The organism is Sporosarcina sp. NCCP-2331 (genome assembly GCF_023707945.1).
In the GTDB taxonomy this organism is placed as follows: domain Bacteria; phylum Bacillota; class Bacilli; order Bacillales_A; family Planococcaceae; genus Sporosarcina; species Sporosarcina cascadiensis.
This window is the reverse complement of sequence record NZ_BRCD01000018.1, coordinates 23,352-39,583: the sequence shown is the minus strand read 5'-3', so window position 1 is coordinate 39,583 and position 16,232 is coordinate 23,352. Positions and strand designations below refer to the sequence as shown.

13 protein-coding genes are annotated in these 16,232 nt (G+C 43.1%); 4 read left to right on the top strand and 9 right to left on the bottom strand.

Annotation, left to right across the window (positions count from 1 at the left end; genetic code table 11):
- Positions 1 to 290 precede the first annotated feature (290 nt).
- Positions 291 to 1,115 (top strand): endonuclease/exonuclease/phosphatase family protein, encoded by an 825-nt coding sequence (locus NCCP2331_RS11485; RefSeq protein WP_251670809.1) that lies wholly within the window; start codon positions 291 to 293, stop codon positions 1,113 to 1,115.
- A 59-nt stretch (positions 1,116 to 1,174) separates the two neighbouring features.
- Here the strand turns inward: NCCP2331_RS11485 and NCCP2331_RS11480 are convergent, their stop codons facing one another.
- Positions 1,175 to 1,891: a toast rack family protein gene (locus NCCP2331_RS11480; protein ID WP_251670807.1), complete on the bottom strand. Its 717-nt coding sequence runs from the start codon at positions 1,889 to 1,891 to the stop codon at positions 1,175 to 1,177.
- 204 nt (positions 1,892 to 2,095) lie between these two features.
- Complete coding sequence (locus NCCP2331_RS11475; protein WP_251670806.1) at positions 2,096 to 3,586, bottom strand: DHA2 family efflux MFS transporter permease subunit; 1,491 nt, start codon at positions 3,584 to 3,586, stop codon at positions 2,096 to 2,098.
- A 157-nt stretch (positions 3,587 to 3,743) separates the two neighbouring features.
- Between NCCP2331_RS11475 and NCCP2331_RS11470 the strand changes: the two genes are divergently transcribed.
- Together NCCP2331_RS11470 and tnpB are read left to right on the top strand one after the other, a co-directional pair.
- The gene (locus NCCP2331_RS11470) at positions 3,744 to 4,340 is read left to right on the top strand and encodes a TetR/AcrR family transcriptional regulator (protein ID WP_251670804.1); all 597 of its coding nucleotides are present in this window, start codon (positions 3,744 to 3,746) and stop codon (positions 4,338 to 4,340) included.
- Positions 4,341 to 4,570: 230 nt separating this feature from the next.
- Positions 4,571 to 5,704 (top strand): IS200/IS605 family element RNA-guided endonuclease TnpB, encoded by a 1,134-nt coding sequence (tnpB, locus tag NCCP2331_RS11465; protein ID WP_251670802.1) that lies wholly within the window; start codon positions 4,571 to 4,573, stop codon positions 5,702 to 5,704.
- Positions 5,705 to 5,849: 145 nt separating this feature from the next.
- Here the strand turns inward: tnpB and NCCP2331_RS11460 are convergent, their stop codons facing one another.
- Positions 5,850 to 6,761: a hypothetical protein gene (locus NCCP2331_RS11460; RefSeq protein ID WP_251670800.1), complete on the bottom strand. Its 912-nt coding sequence runs from the start codon at positions 6,759 to 6,761 to the stop codon at positions 5,850 to 5,852.
- Between the two features lie 231 nt (positions 6,762 to 6,992).
- Between NCCP2331_RS11460 and NCCP2331_RS11455 the strand changes: the two genes are divergently transcribed.
- Positions 6,993 to 7,289, top strand: a complete 297-nt coding sequence (locus NCCP2331_RS11455; protein ID WP_153723480.1) for a hypothetical protein — start codon at positions 6,993 to 6,995, stop codon at positions 7,287 to 7,289.
- A 144-nt stretch (positions 7,290 to 7,433) separates the two neighbouring features.
- On the opposite strand, the gene NCCP2331_RS11450 is transcribed toward NCCP2331_RS11455, so the two are convergent.
- The 6 genes from NCCP2331_RS11450 to NCCP2331_RS11425 all read right to left on the bottom strand — a co-directional run bounded on the left by NCCP2331_RS11450 (position 7,434) and on the right by NCCP2331_RS11425 (position 16,231).
- Positions 7,434 to 9,980: an AAA family ATPase gene (locus tag NCCP2331_RS11450; protein WP_251670798.1), complete on the bottom strand. Its 2,547-nt coding sequence runs from the start codon at positions 9,978 to 9,980 to the stop codon at positions 7,434 to 7,436.
- A gap of 620 nt (positions 9,981 to 10,600) precedes the next feature.
- Complete coding sequence (locus NCCP2331_RS11445; RefSeq protein ID WP_153723482.1) at positions 10,601 to 10,834, bottom strand: hypothetical protein; 234 nt, start codon at positions 10,832 to 10,834, stop codon at positions 10,601 to 10,603.
- 113 nt (positions 10,835 to 10,947) lie between these two features.
- Complete coding sequence (locus NCCP2331_RS11440) at positions 10,948 to 11,739, bottom strand: DUF2935 domain-containing protein (protein ID WP_251670796.1); 792 nt, start codon at positions 11,737 to 11,739, stop codon at positions 10,948 to 10,950.
- 490 nt (positions 11,740 to 12,229) lie between these two features.
- Positions 12,230 to 13,810 carry a hydantoinase/oxoprolinase N-terminal domain-containing protein gene (locus tag NCCP2331_RS11435; protein WP_153723484.1) on the bottom strand — a complete coding sequence of 527 codons (1,581 nt, stop codon included), beginning with the start codon at positions 13,808 to 13,810 and terminating at the stop codon, positions 12,230 to 12,232.
- Position 13,811: 1 nt separating this feature from the next.
- Complete coding sequence (locus NCCP2331_RS11430) at positions 13,812 to 14,903, bottom strand: S-methyl thiohydantoin desulfurase family protein (RefSeq protein WP_153723485.1); 1,092 nt, start codon at positions 14,901 to 14,903, stop codon at positions 13,812 to 13,814.
- Complete coding sequence (locus NCCP2331_RS11425) at positions 14,900 to 16,231, bottom strand: purine-cytosine permease family protein (RefSeq protein ID WP_228551148.1); 1,332 nt, start codon at positions 16,229 to 16,231, stop codon at positions 14,900 to 14,902. Before NCCP2331_RS11425 ends, NCCP2331_RS11430 begins: the two co-directional genes overlap by 4 nt.
- Between the last annotated feature and the right edge of the window lies 1 nt (position 16,232).

Below are 16,232 nucleotides of genomic sequence, written 5' to 3'. Positions count from 1 at the left end.
AAAATAAAGTTCCACTGTTTTGACAACGTCGTTCACCTCCCTTTCCATACCTTTCTATATGATCTATACCTGTTTATCTGAACTGTTAAACCTGATGGGAGACGTACCGGTTCTTCCTGTACTTTTCACTATCCATAATGAATTCAGGCTGCCTGCTATTCAAGTCGATTTCATGAACTTTTCACACGTATTCTTTACAATTCTTTATAGCAGGTTTACAATTTCTACATATTATATGGTTATAGTATTCAATAGAACGGTGAAGTGACCATATAAAAAGGAGAGATTTCATGACAGGATACGTGGCACAGCCAGTGAACCGGATTTTCAGCAGTACTTGCACAGAACAGGTTCATAGTTTGCGGGTGATGTCATTCAATATCGCACACGGAATGGGAATGGATGGACGAGTAGACCTTCGCCGCACGGCAGAGGTAATCAGAAATTCCGGTGCTGATATAATAGGATTACAGGAAGTGGACAATCACTTTTCCGAGCGCAGCGGATTTACCAATCAAGTTGCCGATCTGGCGAGATGGCTGGGAATGAATTATAGTTACGGAGCAAATGTAATTGAACCTCCATTGCTTCCCGGACTGCCGGCCAGGCAGTATGGCAATGCACTGCTCAGCAGATTTCCGATTAAATATACAAAGAATCACCTATATACCAAAGCCTCTTCATTCTCGGAAGACCCCGAATTAAGAGGATTGCTTGAATCTACAGTCGATCTCGGCGGAACGTTTCTTAGTTTTTTCAATACACATTTATCGCTTGGGGAAAAAGAGCAGCGGGAGAACTTAAAACAATTATTGGCTATTACTAATGCCTCCGCATTCCCTGCTGTAATTACAGGGGATTTTAACTTATCACCTGAGCACCCCCAATTAAGCGAGTTCAGAAAAGCTTATACAGACTCATTCAGCAGGACGGGTATGGAAACCGCTTATACATTTCCTGCTTATTATGAAGATGCCCGATCAGCTGTAACGGCTATTCCTGCATCCAGAATCGACTATATTTTTACTGATCAAAGCACCATTATCGAAAAAACTGAGGTACTGAAAACATCAGCCGCCGACCACTTGCCCATTATTGCCGATCTTCTGGTATAGAAAACACTGCAGACGCAGTAAAAGGCACAGTTCCCCACAGGATCTGTACCTTTTTTAAATTACTCGGCAAGAAGCAGTTTTACATCGCCGACACCAAGATCAATTTTCAAATTAATTTGGACAGCAGAATGACCATACGCTTCATTCACATAGACGCCTTTCCCCTTCGAAATGAAATCTTTTGCTCCAATGCTGCCGATTCCCTTTGAAACAGTCACTTTCACTCCGGTTTCTTTTGGCAGATGAATTTCCGCATCGCTTACCCCTAAGTCAATTTCTCCGTCAAAGCTATCCTTCCATCCTCCGTCCAGCTTGATTGTTGTATCACTGACTCCCGCATCGACTGATAAGCGGCTGAGCCTGATACCTGACAAGTTCAATTCCGAATCGGAGACTCCCATTTCGACATCCAGGTTCACGGGTACTTCATTTGTCAGCTGGAGATGCCAATCATTTCGATTTTTCCGCAAAGCTGAAATCCCTTTCATCTTCTGCTGAATCTCGAGATATCCAATCGTTTTTTTATTCTTGTAGGTTACCGATGGATACCACTTCTTCACATTTGTATCGACGGTACCGTTCACCCACTCCTGCGAACCGCCCTCAATCAAAAGATTACCGGCACCAAAACGAATATCTACATCCAGAGACTTTGCCCCGTCCTTTTCAATAGACAAATCACCCGCCATCTGATCCGATTTTAACAAGCCGTACGCCCAGGAGCCAACCATCCACACAAGCCCGGCGGCCACAATAATGATTATAACTTTTCGCATCCCACCACCCCTTTTCCCTATCATAAGCGATTTCCGGTAAAGTTGAGTCCATCGAATGAATGAACTGCGCATCAGACTAAAGACTGAGCGGTTCAGTATACGCGGGACGGAGGCTGAAATATGTATCACTGTGATATCGACGGTTCTTCTACTAATAAAAAAGCAACACGAACTGTATTCTGTACAGTCCGCATTGCTTTTTGTTTATAATTTCGTATCAATTTCTTCAGCAGTTACTTTCTTTCGCCGCAGAAAGAGACCGAGCACGGCTCCAAAAATCGCGATATACACCATGACCTGGAAAGTGTCCGCAAATGAATGGGCACCGATTTCAGCCGCCGCCTGTTTCATGACTTCCGGTGAAGGAGCGACGGAACTCTGTCCGGCTGCTGCCGCTTTGAATTCATTAGAGAATCTTGTTGTATAACCGGTCAGGATGGTCACAAGTGTGGCGACTGATAGTGAATTGACGACTTGCTGCATGGAGTTGGTCAGTGATGTCACACGGCTGACGAGATGCTGCGGCGCCATGTTGAACAGATGAGTGTTCATCGGCATCGTCATCAGACCCATACCGGCCCCCGCCATGATCAGCGGCACGATAAGATCTTTGCCGGTTGTCGCGGCGTCAACGTTTGCATATTGCATCGTTGCGCCTGATACCAGACCGAGACCCGCCACAACCAGCCAGCGGGCACCGATACGGTCAAATAAATAGCCGGCAATCGGCATAATCGCCATTGAAGCAAGTGCCTGGGGCAACAGAATCATTCCTGTATCAAAAGCACCGAATCCGCGTACCTGCTGTAAAAACTGCGGCAGCAGGAATATGGCGCCGAATAGAGCAAACTGGCCGACCCACTGCACAATAATACCGAGAGAAAAATCAACTGAACGGAAGATTTTCAGCTCCAGCAGCGGAGTTTTGCACGTCAGTTCGCGAATGATGAACGCAATGAGCGCAAGGCCGCCAATCACCAGGCCGGCAATTGTTTTCGTTGAAGTCCAGCTCGTACTGCCTTCAATTACGCCGAATGATAAACCCGCAAAGGCAATCGGCGCAAGTATAATTCCTAGCTTATCAATTCCGGCAACTGTTTGTCGTTCGACAACAGGCAGGGTCTTATACCCAATGTATATAGCGATGAGTCCCACGAAAACATTAATGACAAAAATCCATCTCCAAGAATGAAATTCCACAAGCCACCCTGCAAGGACAGGACCGATAGCAGGGGCAAATAAAACTGGAATCCCCATCAATGCCATTACTGTGCCGACTTTTTGCACAGGGCTCAAATGATAAACGTAAGCCATGGCAATAGGAAGCACGCATCCTCCGCCGAGACCCTGCAAGATACGGAACGCAATGAGCAGTCCAACGTTCTGCGGGAATATACAGAGGATCGAAGCAAACGTGAACAGTCCTATTGAACTCAGGAAAATCAGTTTTGCTCCATATCTATCTGAAAGCCAGCCTGCAAGCGGAATGACGGATGCCTGGGCAAGCATGTATCCTGTGACTGTCCACTGAATAGTGGCGAAGTCTGTATTCAGGTCTTCCAGCAAAGTAGTCAGTGCCACGTTCATTGATGTGCTGTTGAGCACCACCATGAATACCCCTGAAATAATGGCAAGCAACGGAACGAGGATATTCTTTAAACGAAAATTATTTGGTTCAATTTGTGCTGCTCCCATTCTCTCATACTCCTTTTTCGTAAGGGGTTTGACCGGAATCAAACCCTATTGTTATACTAACAGGGGACAACTGTCCTCCAGAAAATATAATAGCGGACAACTGTCCTGTATGTCAATTAAAAAGAGATGATTTATAAAAATAGAAGGAGCGGTTTTAATGCCCAAACCAAAAGACCAGAAAGATTACGATACCTTGATCCGTTCTGTTTCTCATGAGCTGTTTGAAGAGCACGGCGTGGAAAACGTATCGATGCATCAGATCGCCAAGAAGGCTGCCATTGGACAGGCAACACTCTACAGGCGCTATGCGAATAAAGGAGAGTTATGCATGGCGATCCTCAGCAGCGATACGGCAGCGTTTTTGCATGAGCTGGATTTGTTTATGGAGAAATCGCGTAAGGAAGAATTGCCTGCACTAGATGTATTAAGCGGGGTGATTGAAAAAGCCGCACAATATATTTGCAGCAAGGCCAAAATTCTAGTCATTGTAAAAAATGAGTACGGCCGCAATCTTCTTCTGCTGCAGTATAATCATCCGGTATTTATGCATCTGCAAGAAATTATCGAATCCATCTATGTCAAAGCAATGAATGAAAATGAAATTATTCCTATCGACGTCCCGCTGGTCACTCAGTTACTCATCGCTGCTTTAAACCCCGATCTTTTTCTGCATAAGCAATCAGAGGAAGATTTTGACGAAGAGGCTATGATTGACGGCATTAAACTGCTTTATGTAGAACGTCTGAAGAAGTAGAGTTATTGGCACCCTGATTAAAATGAAAGAGACGTAAACAACCGCGACTGTTTCAGCATTCACGATTGTTTAAGTCTTTATCATTTCTCGGCAGAAGACTCCCTCTTCAATCGTGTGAAGGGCAAAACCTAACGATAAGTGGGAGATGAATGCCGGTTGGCGATAGCCAAAGGGATTCTAACTGTGATATAATAGGAACATATATTCCTATATGAAGTGAGGTGAAAACAATGCTAGTCAACAAAGCCTATAAGTTTCGTATCTATCCAACCAAGGAACAGGCAGTCCTCATCGCTAAAACCATTGGATGTAGTCGTTTCGTATTCAATCAATTTTTAGGGCAATGGAACGACACCTACAAGAAAACAGGCAAAGGATTAACCTATCATTTTTGTTCTGCTGAATTAACAAAATTGAAAAAGGAATTACTATGGCTAAAAGAAGTTGACAGTATTGCCCTCCAGTCCTCACTAAAGAATCTTGCGGATTCCTACACAAGATTCTTCAAGAAACAAAACAAAGCACCACGCTTCAAGTCTAAAAAGAACCCTGTTCAATCTTATACGACCAAGCAGACCAATGGAAATATTGCCATCGTAGGCGACAAAGTGAAGTTACCTAAATTAGGGCTTGTTCGTTTTGCCAACAGTCGGGAAGTACAGGGGCGTATCCTGAATGCGACCGTCAGACGAAATCCAAGTGGCAAATACTTTGTATCTATTCTAGTAGAAACAGAAGTACAGCAGTTGGAGAAAACAGCATCATCTATCGGTATAGACCTCGGCATCGTTGATTTCGCCATTCTTTCTGATGGCCGTAAGATTGACAACAATAAGTTCACATCTCAAATGGAGAAGAAACTAAAAAGGGAACAACGGAAACTTTCAAAACGTGCCTTGTTAGCAAAAAATAAAGGCATCCACCTATTTGAAGCAAGAAACTACCAAAAACAAAAGCGTAAGGTTGCCAGATTACATGAAAAAGTAATGAACCAGCGTGACGACTTCCTTAATAAGTTAACTACAGAACTCATCAAAAACCACGATATGATCTGTATCGAAGACTTGAATGTCAAGGGAATGTTACGTAATCATAAACTAGCTAAAAGGATCTCTGATGTGTCCTGGTCCAGCTTTGTGACGAAATTAAAATATAAAGCAGATTGGTATGGAAAATTACTAGTTGAAATAGACACATGGTTTCCATCTAGTCAATTATGCTCCACTTGCAGTCACAATGATGGCAAAAAGTCACTAGACATTAGGAAATGGGTTTGCTCTAATTGCCAAACACCTCACGATAGAGATATCAACGCCAGTCTGAATATCCTAAGCGAAGGGCTTCGATTACATTCCTTAGCCTAACTACACAATAAAACCGTAGGAACTACGGAGTAGCTTGGTAAATAAAAGAAACCTCTGCGAGTAAAGAAATACGCTGGCAAGTATGCTTTGTTCCCAAGAATTTCCCATCTTCAATCAGACCGCAATGTCGATAAGTGGGAGTAGTTCAATTCATTTCATACAAGTACAGTTCACCGCCGTCTAATAACAGCATCTTATCCGCTCTGTTGGATGTCAGATGCGGCCGTAAAGAACTGCCATCGGGCTTGCGGAAATCTATCTCGTGAATAATGTTGAACCCGCTGCCTTCCCTTGCCAGCTCAAAGAACTGATGGTTATCGAAATACTGCCGGTGCACCATCATCTTGTCGTTCTTCACCGCAAACGTCTGGAAACCAAACGCGTCAGTAGAGAAAACCGATTCTGTTTCATTATGCAGTAAACCGATCTGTGCACGCTCGCCGACGAAATACCAGACCCGATCATTTGCCGCCACATTCAGCGCCAAGCACTCTCCTATAAGCTGCCGGTCGTCTCCATTGTCAATAATGCGGCCATCATAATCCCAGCCTACCAGACCTGATCCGCCGATTGGGTTCTTCCAGCCGTAATTACCGTACACGCCTTCATCAAAATAACCCGTCCAAATATGTTGATCTTCTGTCGTATACACATGATCAATACCGTCTCCCAAACAGAACGAGCGAATAAATCGCCCCTTCCAGTCATAGACGCGGGCATTCTTATCAATACGTTCTGCATCATGATACATGGAACGGGCACAGACCAGCATCACATGATCATCATCGAAAGACTGTACTAAATGATAATTCCATTGCTCATCAGGCAGATTCAATATCTTCTTCCTGCCGTCTTTAAGATGGAGGACTTTATAGGAATAATGCTCCTCTGTATATGTGGGGTGAAATCTGCCTTCAATCAGCGGCGGCCGGTGTTCTGTAAGGAGAATGAGCAAGTCCTGGCTGGGACCAATCGCGATGGATAGCGGTATGAGGTCCTCTATGTCTTCCTGGATGTTGGCAAATGGCGTCAAGTGGATAATTTGGTTTATTGGCATCCGGGTCACCCTTTCTAAAATACGTGCCTGTGCACGAAACATTCATGAATATTACGTTTGTTTAATTAATCATGAATGTTTAAACAAACGCAATTGTTCCATGCACAGGCACCCGAATTCTATTCTCCCCACATCCTACCAGTATTAAAGAGCCATCACAATAGCTGCTGATTCCCAACACACCTTCCTTCCTCTATAATTAAAGGAAAGTTATTATCGGAGGTATCCACAATGGAATTCAAAGATCTGAACGAGCAGATTATACAGAAATACAAAGATGACGAGAACCTGATGATCCGTCTATTTGTACAATGGTGCGCCAATCATAATCTGGATCCGCAGGCGCTGTATCGCAAAGCCTATCCTGATCAGGTGAAAAATGCTGCGCTGGCGAAAGTGATGGAAGAAGACGATGGTTTCGAAGAGCTGCACATAGACAATGAAACGATGCTGGATGTTCTTCAACTATTCGGGAATGATGATCTGGCGTTTATAGCAGCAGAGGAAATCGAAAGGCTGAACAAATAAAGACCCGCAGCGGACGCACTTTCGTGTGTTCCTCGCGGGTCTTTTTGGGTGCCTGTGCGTAAAACATTCATGTTTGTTTGAACAATCGTGAATGTTTAAACAAACACAATAGTTTGCTGCACAGGTAGGTCTTTAAGGACGTCTTTATGCTTTTACAGCAGTCCCCCGAGTGAAATCCACAGGAAGGAAGGTCAGCAATTCTTCTTCGGTCAGTTTGTCATAGGCAGCCAGCCGGTTCGACATATTCAGCGTGGCCTTTTCAAACAGTGTTCTGGCAAATCTTCCATTACCGGAATGTCCGCTGCGGAGTTCTTCTGCGAAAATTTCTTCGAGCACCGGCCTGCAGCCGTTATTCAATCTGAAACCTGCGCCTTCAGCAATTTTCACTAGGATTTGATACATTTCTTCCACTGTATAATCATGGAATGTAATCGTATTTGAGAACCGCGAACGCAGACCAGGATTAGAATTTAAGAAGGTCTCCATCTCGTTTTCATAGCCCGCCACGATGACGACCAGATTATCCCGGTAATCTTCCATCGCCTTCAGCAACACATCAATCGCTTCTTTTCCGAAGTCATTTTCCGAACCGCGTGCCAATGAATAGGCTTCATCAATGAAAAGAATACCGCCCAGCGCTTTTTCAATCATTTTCTTCGTCTGCTGTTCGGTATGACCGATATAAGCTCCCACTAAGTCGCTGCGGTCCACTTCCACCAGATTTCCTTTCTTTAATAGCCCCATACTCCGGTAAAGATCTGCAATAATTCGGGCGAACGTCGTCTTGCCGGTACCTGGATTTCCTTTGAACACCATATGCAGAGAAGGCGCTGATGCGGCAGGCAAATTCAGTTCTTTCCGCTGCTTGTTCACTTTCACCTGCGCTTCCAGGTCCTTAATATATCTCTTCACTTCTTCATTGCCGATAATTTTGGAAAGTTCTGTATCCAGATCGAACGCTTCCTGCTCCACCCCGCCCATGATATCTGCGGGCAGGATTTGATAAATATCTCCTTTGATCCGTTCATTATTCAGTGTTGCAGCGGATAAGCGTACAGCCTGATTGCTCATCACTTCCTGCACAATCTTATCTATAAGACGGCCATTGCCGTCGTCATTCCGGCCGACAATCGATTGGCTCTGAATCAGGTCATAGAGCTTCGCTTTACTGTTGTCATCCAGTTCGATGCGGTTGCTTGCGAATTTTCTCAGCGCAATTTCCAGTAACTCATCCGCCGTATAATCAGCAAATTCCACAGTCGTTGAAATCCGTGATCGCAAGCCGCTGTTTTTATTCAGAAAATCTTCCATTTCATCAGTGTAGCCTGCCAGGATGACGACCAGGCTGTCCTTATTTTCATCCATCGCTTTAACCAGCACATCGATCGCTTCCAGCCCGAAATCAGTTTCCCCGCCGCGCGCAAGAGAGTACGCTTCATCGATAAACAAAATGCCGCCCCACGCCTGGTCTATCACTTCCTGTGTTTTGACTGCAGTATGACCGATGTATTCGCCGACCAGATCTTTGCGTGTGACTTCCACTAAATGTCCCATTGGCACCACATCTAGCGCATGCAGCATTTCCGCCACAAGCCTGGCCATCATCGTTTTCCCGGTGCCCGGATTTCCTGTAAACAGCATATGCTGCGAATGAAATTCCGACATCTGCCCGGCATCGACTCTTTCCTGCTGGATCAGACGATTTGTTTTAATTTGCGCCATTTTATCTTTCACGGACTGCAGACCAACAATCGCTTCCAGCTTCTTTTCGACTTCTCCAAGCTGCTCATAATCCAGAAGGTCAACGGTTTCCCCGTTGGGATCATCGGAAATATAGTCGGATTCGGATAGTCCGTCACTATCGGAAAGAGCGTCTGCTGCAGCTGCCGTTACGCCCTGCACCTCGTACAACTCGTCAAGATCAAATGCCGGATCAGCCTGTTCTTCGATCAGTGACCATTCGTGATTTGCCCGTTTTTCATCCAGCCGTCTGATGTTATCCTCAGCCTGCTTCTTGGAGGCTATCTTTTTTTCGACAAACACCACGCTGAAACTAATCTCATTGGGTGTGATACTTTTCATGCTGATTTTTCTGTTGAACTTTGTCTGCAGGTATTCTTGTATATGGGCAGGATCCCATGTCCGGTTCTCGTCATTCAATTGAAAACGGAACTCACAATTAGTCTTATTGATTTGAGCGATCCAGTAAAAATCGAAGTCCTGCCAATTTTCCGTGTACAATTCCACAAAGCGGTTGTAGACATCGACTACATTCGATTTATAGGTTTCCACTTCATTGTTGGAACTTAAAAATGACAGGGTGCCTGAATATAAAGAGATCATGCCGCCGTAAATTGCCAGCCCTGCGGCAACCCAGAACAAGTAGTTGAGTAATGTCAGTATTGCGCCTGACGTGCTGCCGGTAAATAGCATCAGCACGACTGCGAGCAGCGGCAGAAGCAGTGCAAGTTTCACATACTTATGCAGCCCAAAAAAGCCGGTGAAAATAAATTTTACATATTTCAACTTGGGATACTTCGTGATCAGCCCATCCGCTTTTTTCTCCGAAAACCTCTTCTGGCCTTCAAACCGGTTCATCCCGATCTTTTCCCGAGCGAGTGTCGCCTCGAAGAATTGCCGGACTGTCCTGATGATTTGATCTTTTTCATGAGAAATTTTTGCTGCGTTCATTTTTAACCGCCTGCCTTTCCAATGAATCTCTTATTATGTAATGCTGAAACTTTATGTTATCGTTGTGTCGAAGTTTCAGGAGGTGAACATGATGTTTCGATATTCCATTATTCTCATAATTGGTTTCTCATTGACCTTTGTTTTGATCGGTGACTTTTTCTCAAGCAATAGTGTTCTGTTGAATATAACGCTCAGAATTTCTTTTGCTTTATTTTTTTCATTTATCTTATGGTTACTACAAAAGAAACCCAATAAAACGGAAAATGAAAAGTAACACAATAATCCTGCGTACTGACAATCTTCGAGCATTTCAACCAATATATTCTAAATACCTCTTAGCTTACCGCATAGATGCTCGTACATCAATAAACTTCAGCAATTCAGGCTATAACTCACCTGTGCCCGATATGACATATATGCCTTTCTCTTCATACAGCTATGACATTATTCCACTTTTCTCTCCGCTGTGTGAGTATGGTCAGTGAAATCAAATGGTCCATCATTTCAGGCATGACGATCCAGCTTCCCTTCTCATTCATACATCAATCTTGCCGCCATCCTATATTGGTCTGAAGTGAATATAAAAAAACGTCCCGCCAATGAGGAAGGACGCCGTCTTATCATGACCATATACCCAGCCTTACGAAAATATTTGCCAGAACAACCAGCCCCAATAAAGCAACCACCAAGTATTTCTCGATGACGAATACCAGCTGCGATCTTTCCTTCATTGGATTCATCTGGGCAAACCAGCGTTTTTCGCCGCATACTTCACACAGCAGCTTGTGCTGCGTATTCGTTGCTCCAATTTCCGCCAGGCCGCTTTTCACACTCCCGCCTATTTCTCGCTTCAACGAAAAATGAACTTTCCAGATTGTATCGGATAATTTGATTTCTTTCCTGTGCGGGCAATCTACTGATTGATACTCGAAATAGAAATTTTCTGCATTTATGATTTGATTCGTGGTTACGTAGGATCATCCTTCTGCGGAGGAATATCTGTCGACTCGGATAATTTCATCAAATAATAAGTCTCTTCACGTGCCATATGGTCTGCCATTAAGGGAGTCAGTGTTCCTAATGTTTCTTTCTTTAACTCCATCTCTTCTAATTCCTTTAAGAACATCTTGAATATAGTCATTTCTAAGTTTATATCATTGTGGAACTTATTCAATGCGGGAAACTTCATTATATTCGTACGTAAAAAACCAGCCATTTCTATAGCTTTTAAATAAAAGGCTTCCCATTCTTTTGTGAATTTATGACTTTTCTTTTTGAGCTGCGCTTCCACTCTGTCTAAATTTGAATCAATTGCACCTGCATGTCCTGCCGCATCCAATAACCACAGCAAGTCATGATGCAGCGGATGCACAGCCGGTGTATTCTCGCCTTTTTCTAAATAAGAAAAGATGCGTATGGCTTCTTCCACTTCATTGACCATATGATTAATAAAGGAAGGAGATAAACTGATTTTTATTTCTCCGACTAGGTGTTGTTCTATCAATAATAATTTAAACTCACGAATTTCCTCACTGCCTTCTTTGGCTTCTCTGACTAAAGTCAGAAGCGACGACTTATCCAAATTTTGTCTCGCCGATGCAAGCAGATAATCAAATAACTTTATAAATTCACTTGCCGCCTTAATGTTTTCTACTTCACTTGGAGCTAATGAGTCATGAATGAAACGTCCATGATCACCTAATATTTGCAGCCAAAACCGCAGTTCAAATGTTGTTTCCTCATGTAAACTTTTCAACAATATTCCCCTTCCTGTTCTTTTGAGATCACTGAAAAAAGCCATTGAAGAAGCTTTGAAAAGCATGGTTTTTCAAACAGAAATTCGCTAATGTTTGAGACATTAGTTTAGCGGCACAACCGTCTAAGCTTCGCAACCAACCATACAGGCTTTCAGTGACCTTCCCCCTATTCCTTCGCTCTTATTGTATGCGCACGTGTTTTCTTTATGAATTACAAGCCACTTGTTACTGCTTCAAACCTACTGGCATATGAATTTTAAGAGCAAAAAAATAACCGCCTCTCGATTATTAACTAACAACACTTCCTTTTGGAATTGCCGTATATCAGCAATGCAGTCAAAAGACAGTTATATTTACCTTTGATATTAGCTGTGTCTTCATTAATTACATTACAATGTCCATCACGAAAACCACCCGTTTGCCTGAGACGGCTTTGGGGTGGTTTTCTTTCTGTAGAAAGGTATTCATATAATTATTTGACTAGATTTTTATTTATGAATTTGAAACTAATTTATTGTCTAACAACTCCCCAGCCGCCTTGACGCGAATCTTGGTTGCATTACCGGGTAAGTAAGAAAGGGGGACTTCATCTATGTCTACAATAACAAGCTTACCTGGATCTGCACCCGCATCCACAGCTTCCTGGCAAGCCAGCTCTTTAGCCAGTGCCACCGTTTGCTCACGTCCCAGTTCATCCGTTTTGAAAATCTTTTCAATTTGTCCGCTTACTTGTGAAATAGCAGAGCCGATGGCGTTTGCTACCCCTGAATTCTTAGGTTTGATAACTTCAGAAGCTCCTTGTAATTGTGCAGGGAATAAGATGCTTCCACCGCCTACTAAGATAACAGGAACTGGATCTGCACTTGTCTTCATTTTATCGATAGTTGCTTCTGCCATTTCTATCATGCGGGCATATACTTTTTTGAGCACGGATAGATCAAGATGAGCAAGTAACTCACGATTACCAATATTGGCAACCCCCACTGCGACTGCAACATCTGTCGTCGTCAAGGTATTGCCACCGAATACAATTCCTTTTTCCGAAAGTAAGTATCCGACACTTTCAGGCCCAATTGAAAAGCTGCCATCTTCATGTAGTTCAACAATTGTGCCGCCACCCAATCCAATAGAAGCAATATCCGGCATACGGAAATTCGTACGGACGCCGCCAATTTCAACTGCTAATGAAGATTGACGAGGAAAAGAGTCGATCAATACTCCGACGTCAGTTGTTGTTCCACCGACATCGACTACTAATGCATCTGGATAATCCGACAAATAGGCAGCGCCTCTCAAACTGTTTGTTGGACCGCAAGCAATCGTTAAAATCGGGTATTTCACTGTATACTCTACCGACATCAGTGTTCCATCATTTTGTCCGAAGAAGACTTTAGCGTGAATGCCTTCTTTCTTGAGTGCTTTCACAAAACCATCAGCTGTTGAACGAGCAACTTCTACAATGGAAGCATTCAGGATTGTTGCATTTTCTCTTTCCAGCAAGCCCACACTTCCAATTTCATGAGAGAGAGAAATGGGTATCTCTGTGCCGAGTACTTCCTCAAGAATTTCCGCAGTTCTTATCTCATGCGCAGTTGAGACAGGAGAGAAGACCGATGTAACGGCTACAGAGTCTGCCTGTCCCTTAATTTCTTTTGCAATTTCATAAATATGCGATTCATCTAAAGGAACAATTTCCCGACCATCAAATTCATGGCCGCCGCGTACAATATGAATATGCTTACCTATAATATTCTTCAAATCGTCCGGAACACCGGTCAGCGGCTTAATAGCCAAGGTAGCAGGAGCTCCAATTCGAATGATGGCAATTTTATTGAGTCGTCTTCTTTCAACGATTGCATTTGTGCAATGTGTAGTACCGAGCATTGCGAAATCAATTTCACTTGCTAATACACCCGACGCTGCTACAACTTCTTTCATTGCTTTGTAAATACCCTCACTTACATCTGTAGTTGTGGTCGTTTTCACTTCAGCGATCACTTGATAGGCATTATCTAAAATAACTGCATCTGTATGAGTGCCTCCTACGTCAATACCCAGACGATAACTGTTCATATTAGTTCTCTCCTTTCGCTAATAACTCATCAAGTGGGCAGTAGTCGAAATCATAGCCGAAATAACGAGGTCCTGTCACTTCAATACCTTTTTCTGTGCGCCATTTTGGATCACAAGGCATTCCGATGACTGTGCAGCGAGCCCCATATCTCAAGCCTTCCGTAGTGATAGGTATCCCTGTGTCAGAGTCAATTACTGCTATTAAGTCAGGTGTCACACAAACCGTTTTCTCATTCACTTCAGCAAGTAAATGTTCGTTTTGGAAATGAAGCTTACATTCTTGGTCTTGATATTCGGACAGCCCTTGAATAGAGGCAGTTCCCTTTGCAAAACCTCCTTCAGTTTTCCGGTCGATATCCGCAACTTTTCCTTTAAACAAAATATGGCCTGAAGTCAGCTCTAATATTTCTTGCACAGGATCCTCATTGTTTTTAACAGCTTGACTAACTTTTTCTCCTATTTTTTCTTCCAATGTTAATGTATTTGGAATTCCAGATTGTTTGAGTGTCCTACCATCCATGGGATATATAGCCATCATGAGCGATCCGCCCATCTCCATCGTCGCCGAACGTGCAATTCGTTCCGCCCAGACACTATCTACTGTATTTAATACAATACTATTTCCTTTTTCATCTCCTAATACTATAGGCGTGGCAGTTACACCATCTAAATGGAAGGTAACCATTTGAAGTTCGGGAAATGCCCGTCCCATTCCATCTACATCCACCACGGGAATACCTAATCGTGCAGCCAAAGCTAAAGGAATCATGGAATTCACGCCGCCAGCTTCGATAGGCATAGTAGCGAAAATCTTTTTACCTACATAGCTTTCCAACGCTTCGAATGCCTGAACAGTTTCTTCACCATTCGGGATTTTTTCTACCATCACAGTAGGGGCGCCCATCATGGCTGTAGGAACAATTAAAGCGTCATCTGGTACTTCGTCCACATTCAAAAGTTGAATTGGTCCATATTCTTCTACGGCTTGAAGAGCCATCAATTTACCAATGTAAGGATCCCCACCACCGCCAGTTCCAAGTAAGGCAGCACCAATTGCGATATTTTCAATTTCCTCTTTACCAATTAATCTCATTTGATAATCTCCTTTTTTATAGCATGATTGGAAGTTTTCGAATTTGGAAGTAGTTTAGTGGCTACTAGTTGAAGCACAAATGCCACAAGAAATGCATCGAAACCAGATGCTCCTGTTAAAGTAAATAATCCAAATCCGTTAGGTGCCGGGCTCGTGGTAAACGCAACAAGTGTAGCAAGTCCCCATATGAGAATACTAACTGGATAGATAGTAGGCTGATTCTTTAAATTAGCGAAACTGTATTTTTCTCGATTGCTGAGGTAATCTGCTGCATAAACCCCTCCGATTGGGGGTATCAAGGCGCTTAAAAATGACAAGAATGGAATGAAGTTTGTATAGATTCCGCCAACTGCCATCATTGTTCCAATAAAGCCTGCTGCAATCGTCAGTTTATACTTAGGTGTATTATTGAAGATTACAGAAAATCCTAGAGAAGAAGAGTATAAATTATTATCATTCGTTGTCCATTGAGCCAAGATTAGGATGAGCATTGCAGCTGTACCCCATCCAAGACCAAGCATAATTGCGACAATATCAACTTGTGAAGTGGCTTTTGCTAAGATAGCAGCGATAATCAGGACGATACTAAAACCACCGAAGAAGCCGACAAAAGATGATATAACCGCATCTTTCGGTGTTTTTGCATAGCGAGAAATATCGGGTCCGATAATCGCTCCAGCAGCAAGAGAACCGATAATTAGTGAAATAGCTACCCCTATCGTAATAGGATCACTGGTAAGGGGCGCAGCCATAACTTCCGAAAATGAAGATCCTTTTAATACTCTAATCAAAGACGCAACTAGGAGTATTCCTAATAAAGGAACTGCAAAAACGCTTAATTTTTCAATGGCTTTATAGCCAATAAAGGCAGTAGTCGTCATTAAAATTCCACCTATCACGACCAAAACCTTTTGGTTAATGTCAATTTGAAAGACATTCATCAACACGCTATGTAAACTAGCACCAAACAAATCTAATTGAACACCGAACCAACCAAATAATGAAATGGCAATAATGGAGGAAACTGCATAAGAACCATATCTACCTAATGCAAACATAGAAACCAACGGGGTAGACAGACCCGTCTTTGCTCCGACAATACTGCAAAGAGAGCTCAGAATTGCCAACAAGAAACACCCAATGAAAGTTGCAATAACAGCTGAGGACATTGACATCCCTGCACCTAAAGCCCCGCCTAGTGCAGTAGCGGAGAGAGCGACAATTCCACCTAACCAAACAACTGATAATTTACCCCAGCCTTTACGATGATCCATAGGAACAGGCTGCAGTTCATAATCTTGGACCATTTTATTAGTATTATTTTCCAAT

What these genes read in the sequence shown, in the direction of transcription:
- NCCP2331_RS11460 (WP_251670800.1), bottom strand. Translation starts at nt 6,761, where the DNA reads ATGCCAATAAACCAAATTATCCACTTGACGCCATTTGCCAACATCCAG.
- tnpB (WP_251670802.1), top strand. Translation starts at nt 4,571, where the DNA reads ATGCTAGTCAACAAAGCCTATAAGTTTCGTATCTATCCAACCAAGGAA.
- NCCP2331_RS11485 (WP_251670809.1), top strand. Translation starts at nt 291, where the DNA reads ATGACAGGATACGTGGCACAGCCAGTGAACCGGATTTTCAGCAGTACT.
- NCCP2331_RS11455 (WP_153723480.1), top strand. Translation starts at nt 6,993, where the DNA reads ATGGAATTCAAAGATCTGAACGAGCAGATTATACAGAAATACAAAGAT.
- NCCP2331_RS11470 (WP_251670804.1), top strand. Translation starts at nt 3,744, where the DNA reads ATGCCCAAACCAAAAGACCAGAAAGATTACGATACCTTGATCCGTTCT.
- NCCP2331_RS11435 (WP_153723484.1), bottom strand. Translation starts at nt 13,810, where the DNA reads ATGAACAGTTATCGTCTGGGTATTGACGTAGGAGGCACTCATACAGAT.
- NCCP2331_RS11475 (WP_251670806.1), bottom strand. Translation starts at nt 3,586, where the DNA reads ATGGGAGCAGCACAAATTGAACCAAATAATTTTCGTTTAAAGAATATC.
- NCCP2331_RS11480 (WP_251670807.1), bottom strand. Translation starts at nt 1,891, where the DNA reads ATGCGAAAAGTTATAATCATTATTGTGGCCGCCGGGCTTGTGTGGATG.
- NCCP2331_RS11450 (WP_251670798.1), bottom strand. Translation starts at nt 9,980, where the DNA reads ATGAACGCAGCAAAAATTTCTCATGAAAAAGATCAAATCATCAGGACA.
- NCCP2331_RS11430 (WP_153723485.1), bottom strand. Translation starts at nt 14,903, where the DNA reads ATGAGATTAATTGGTAAAGAGGAAATTGAAAATATCGCAATTGGTGCT.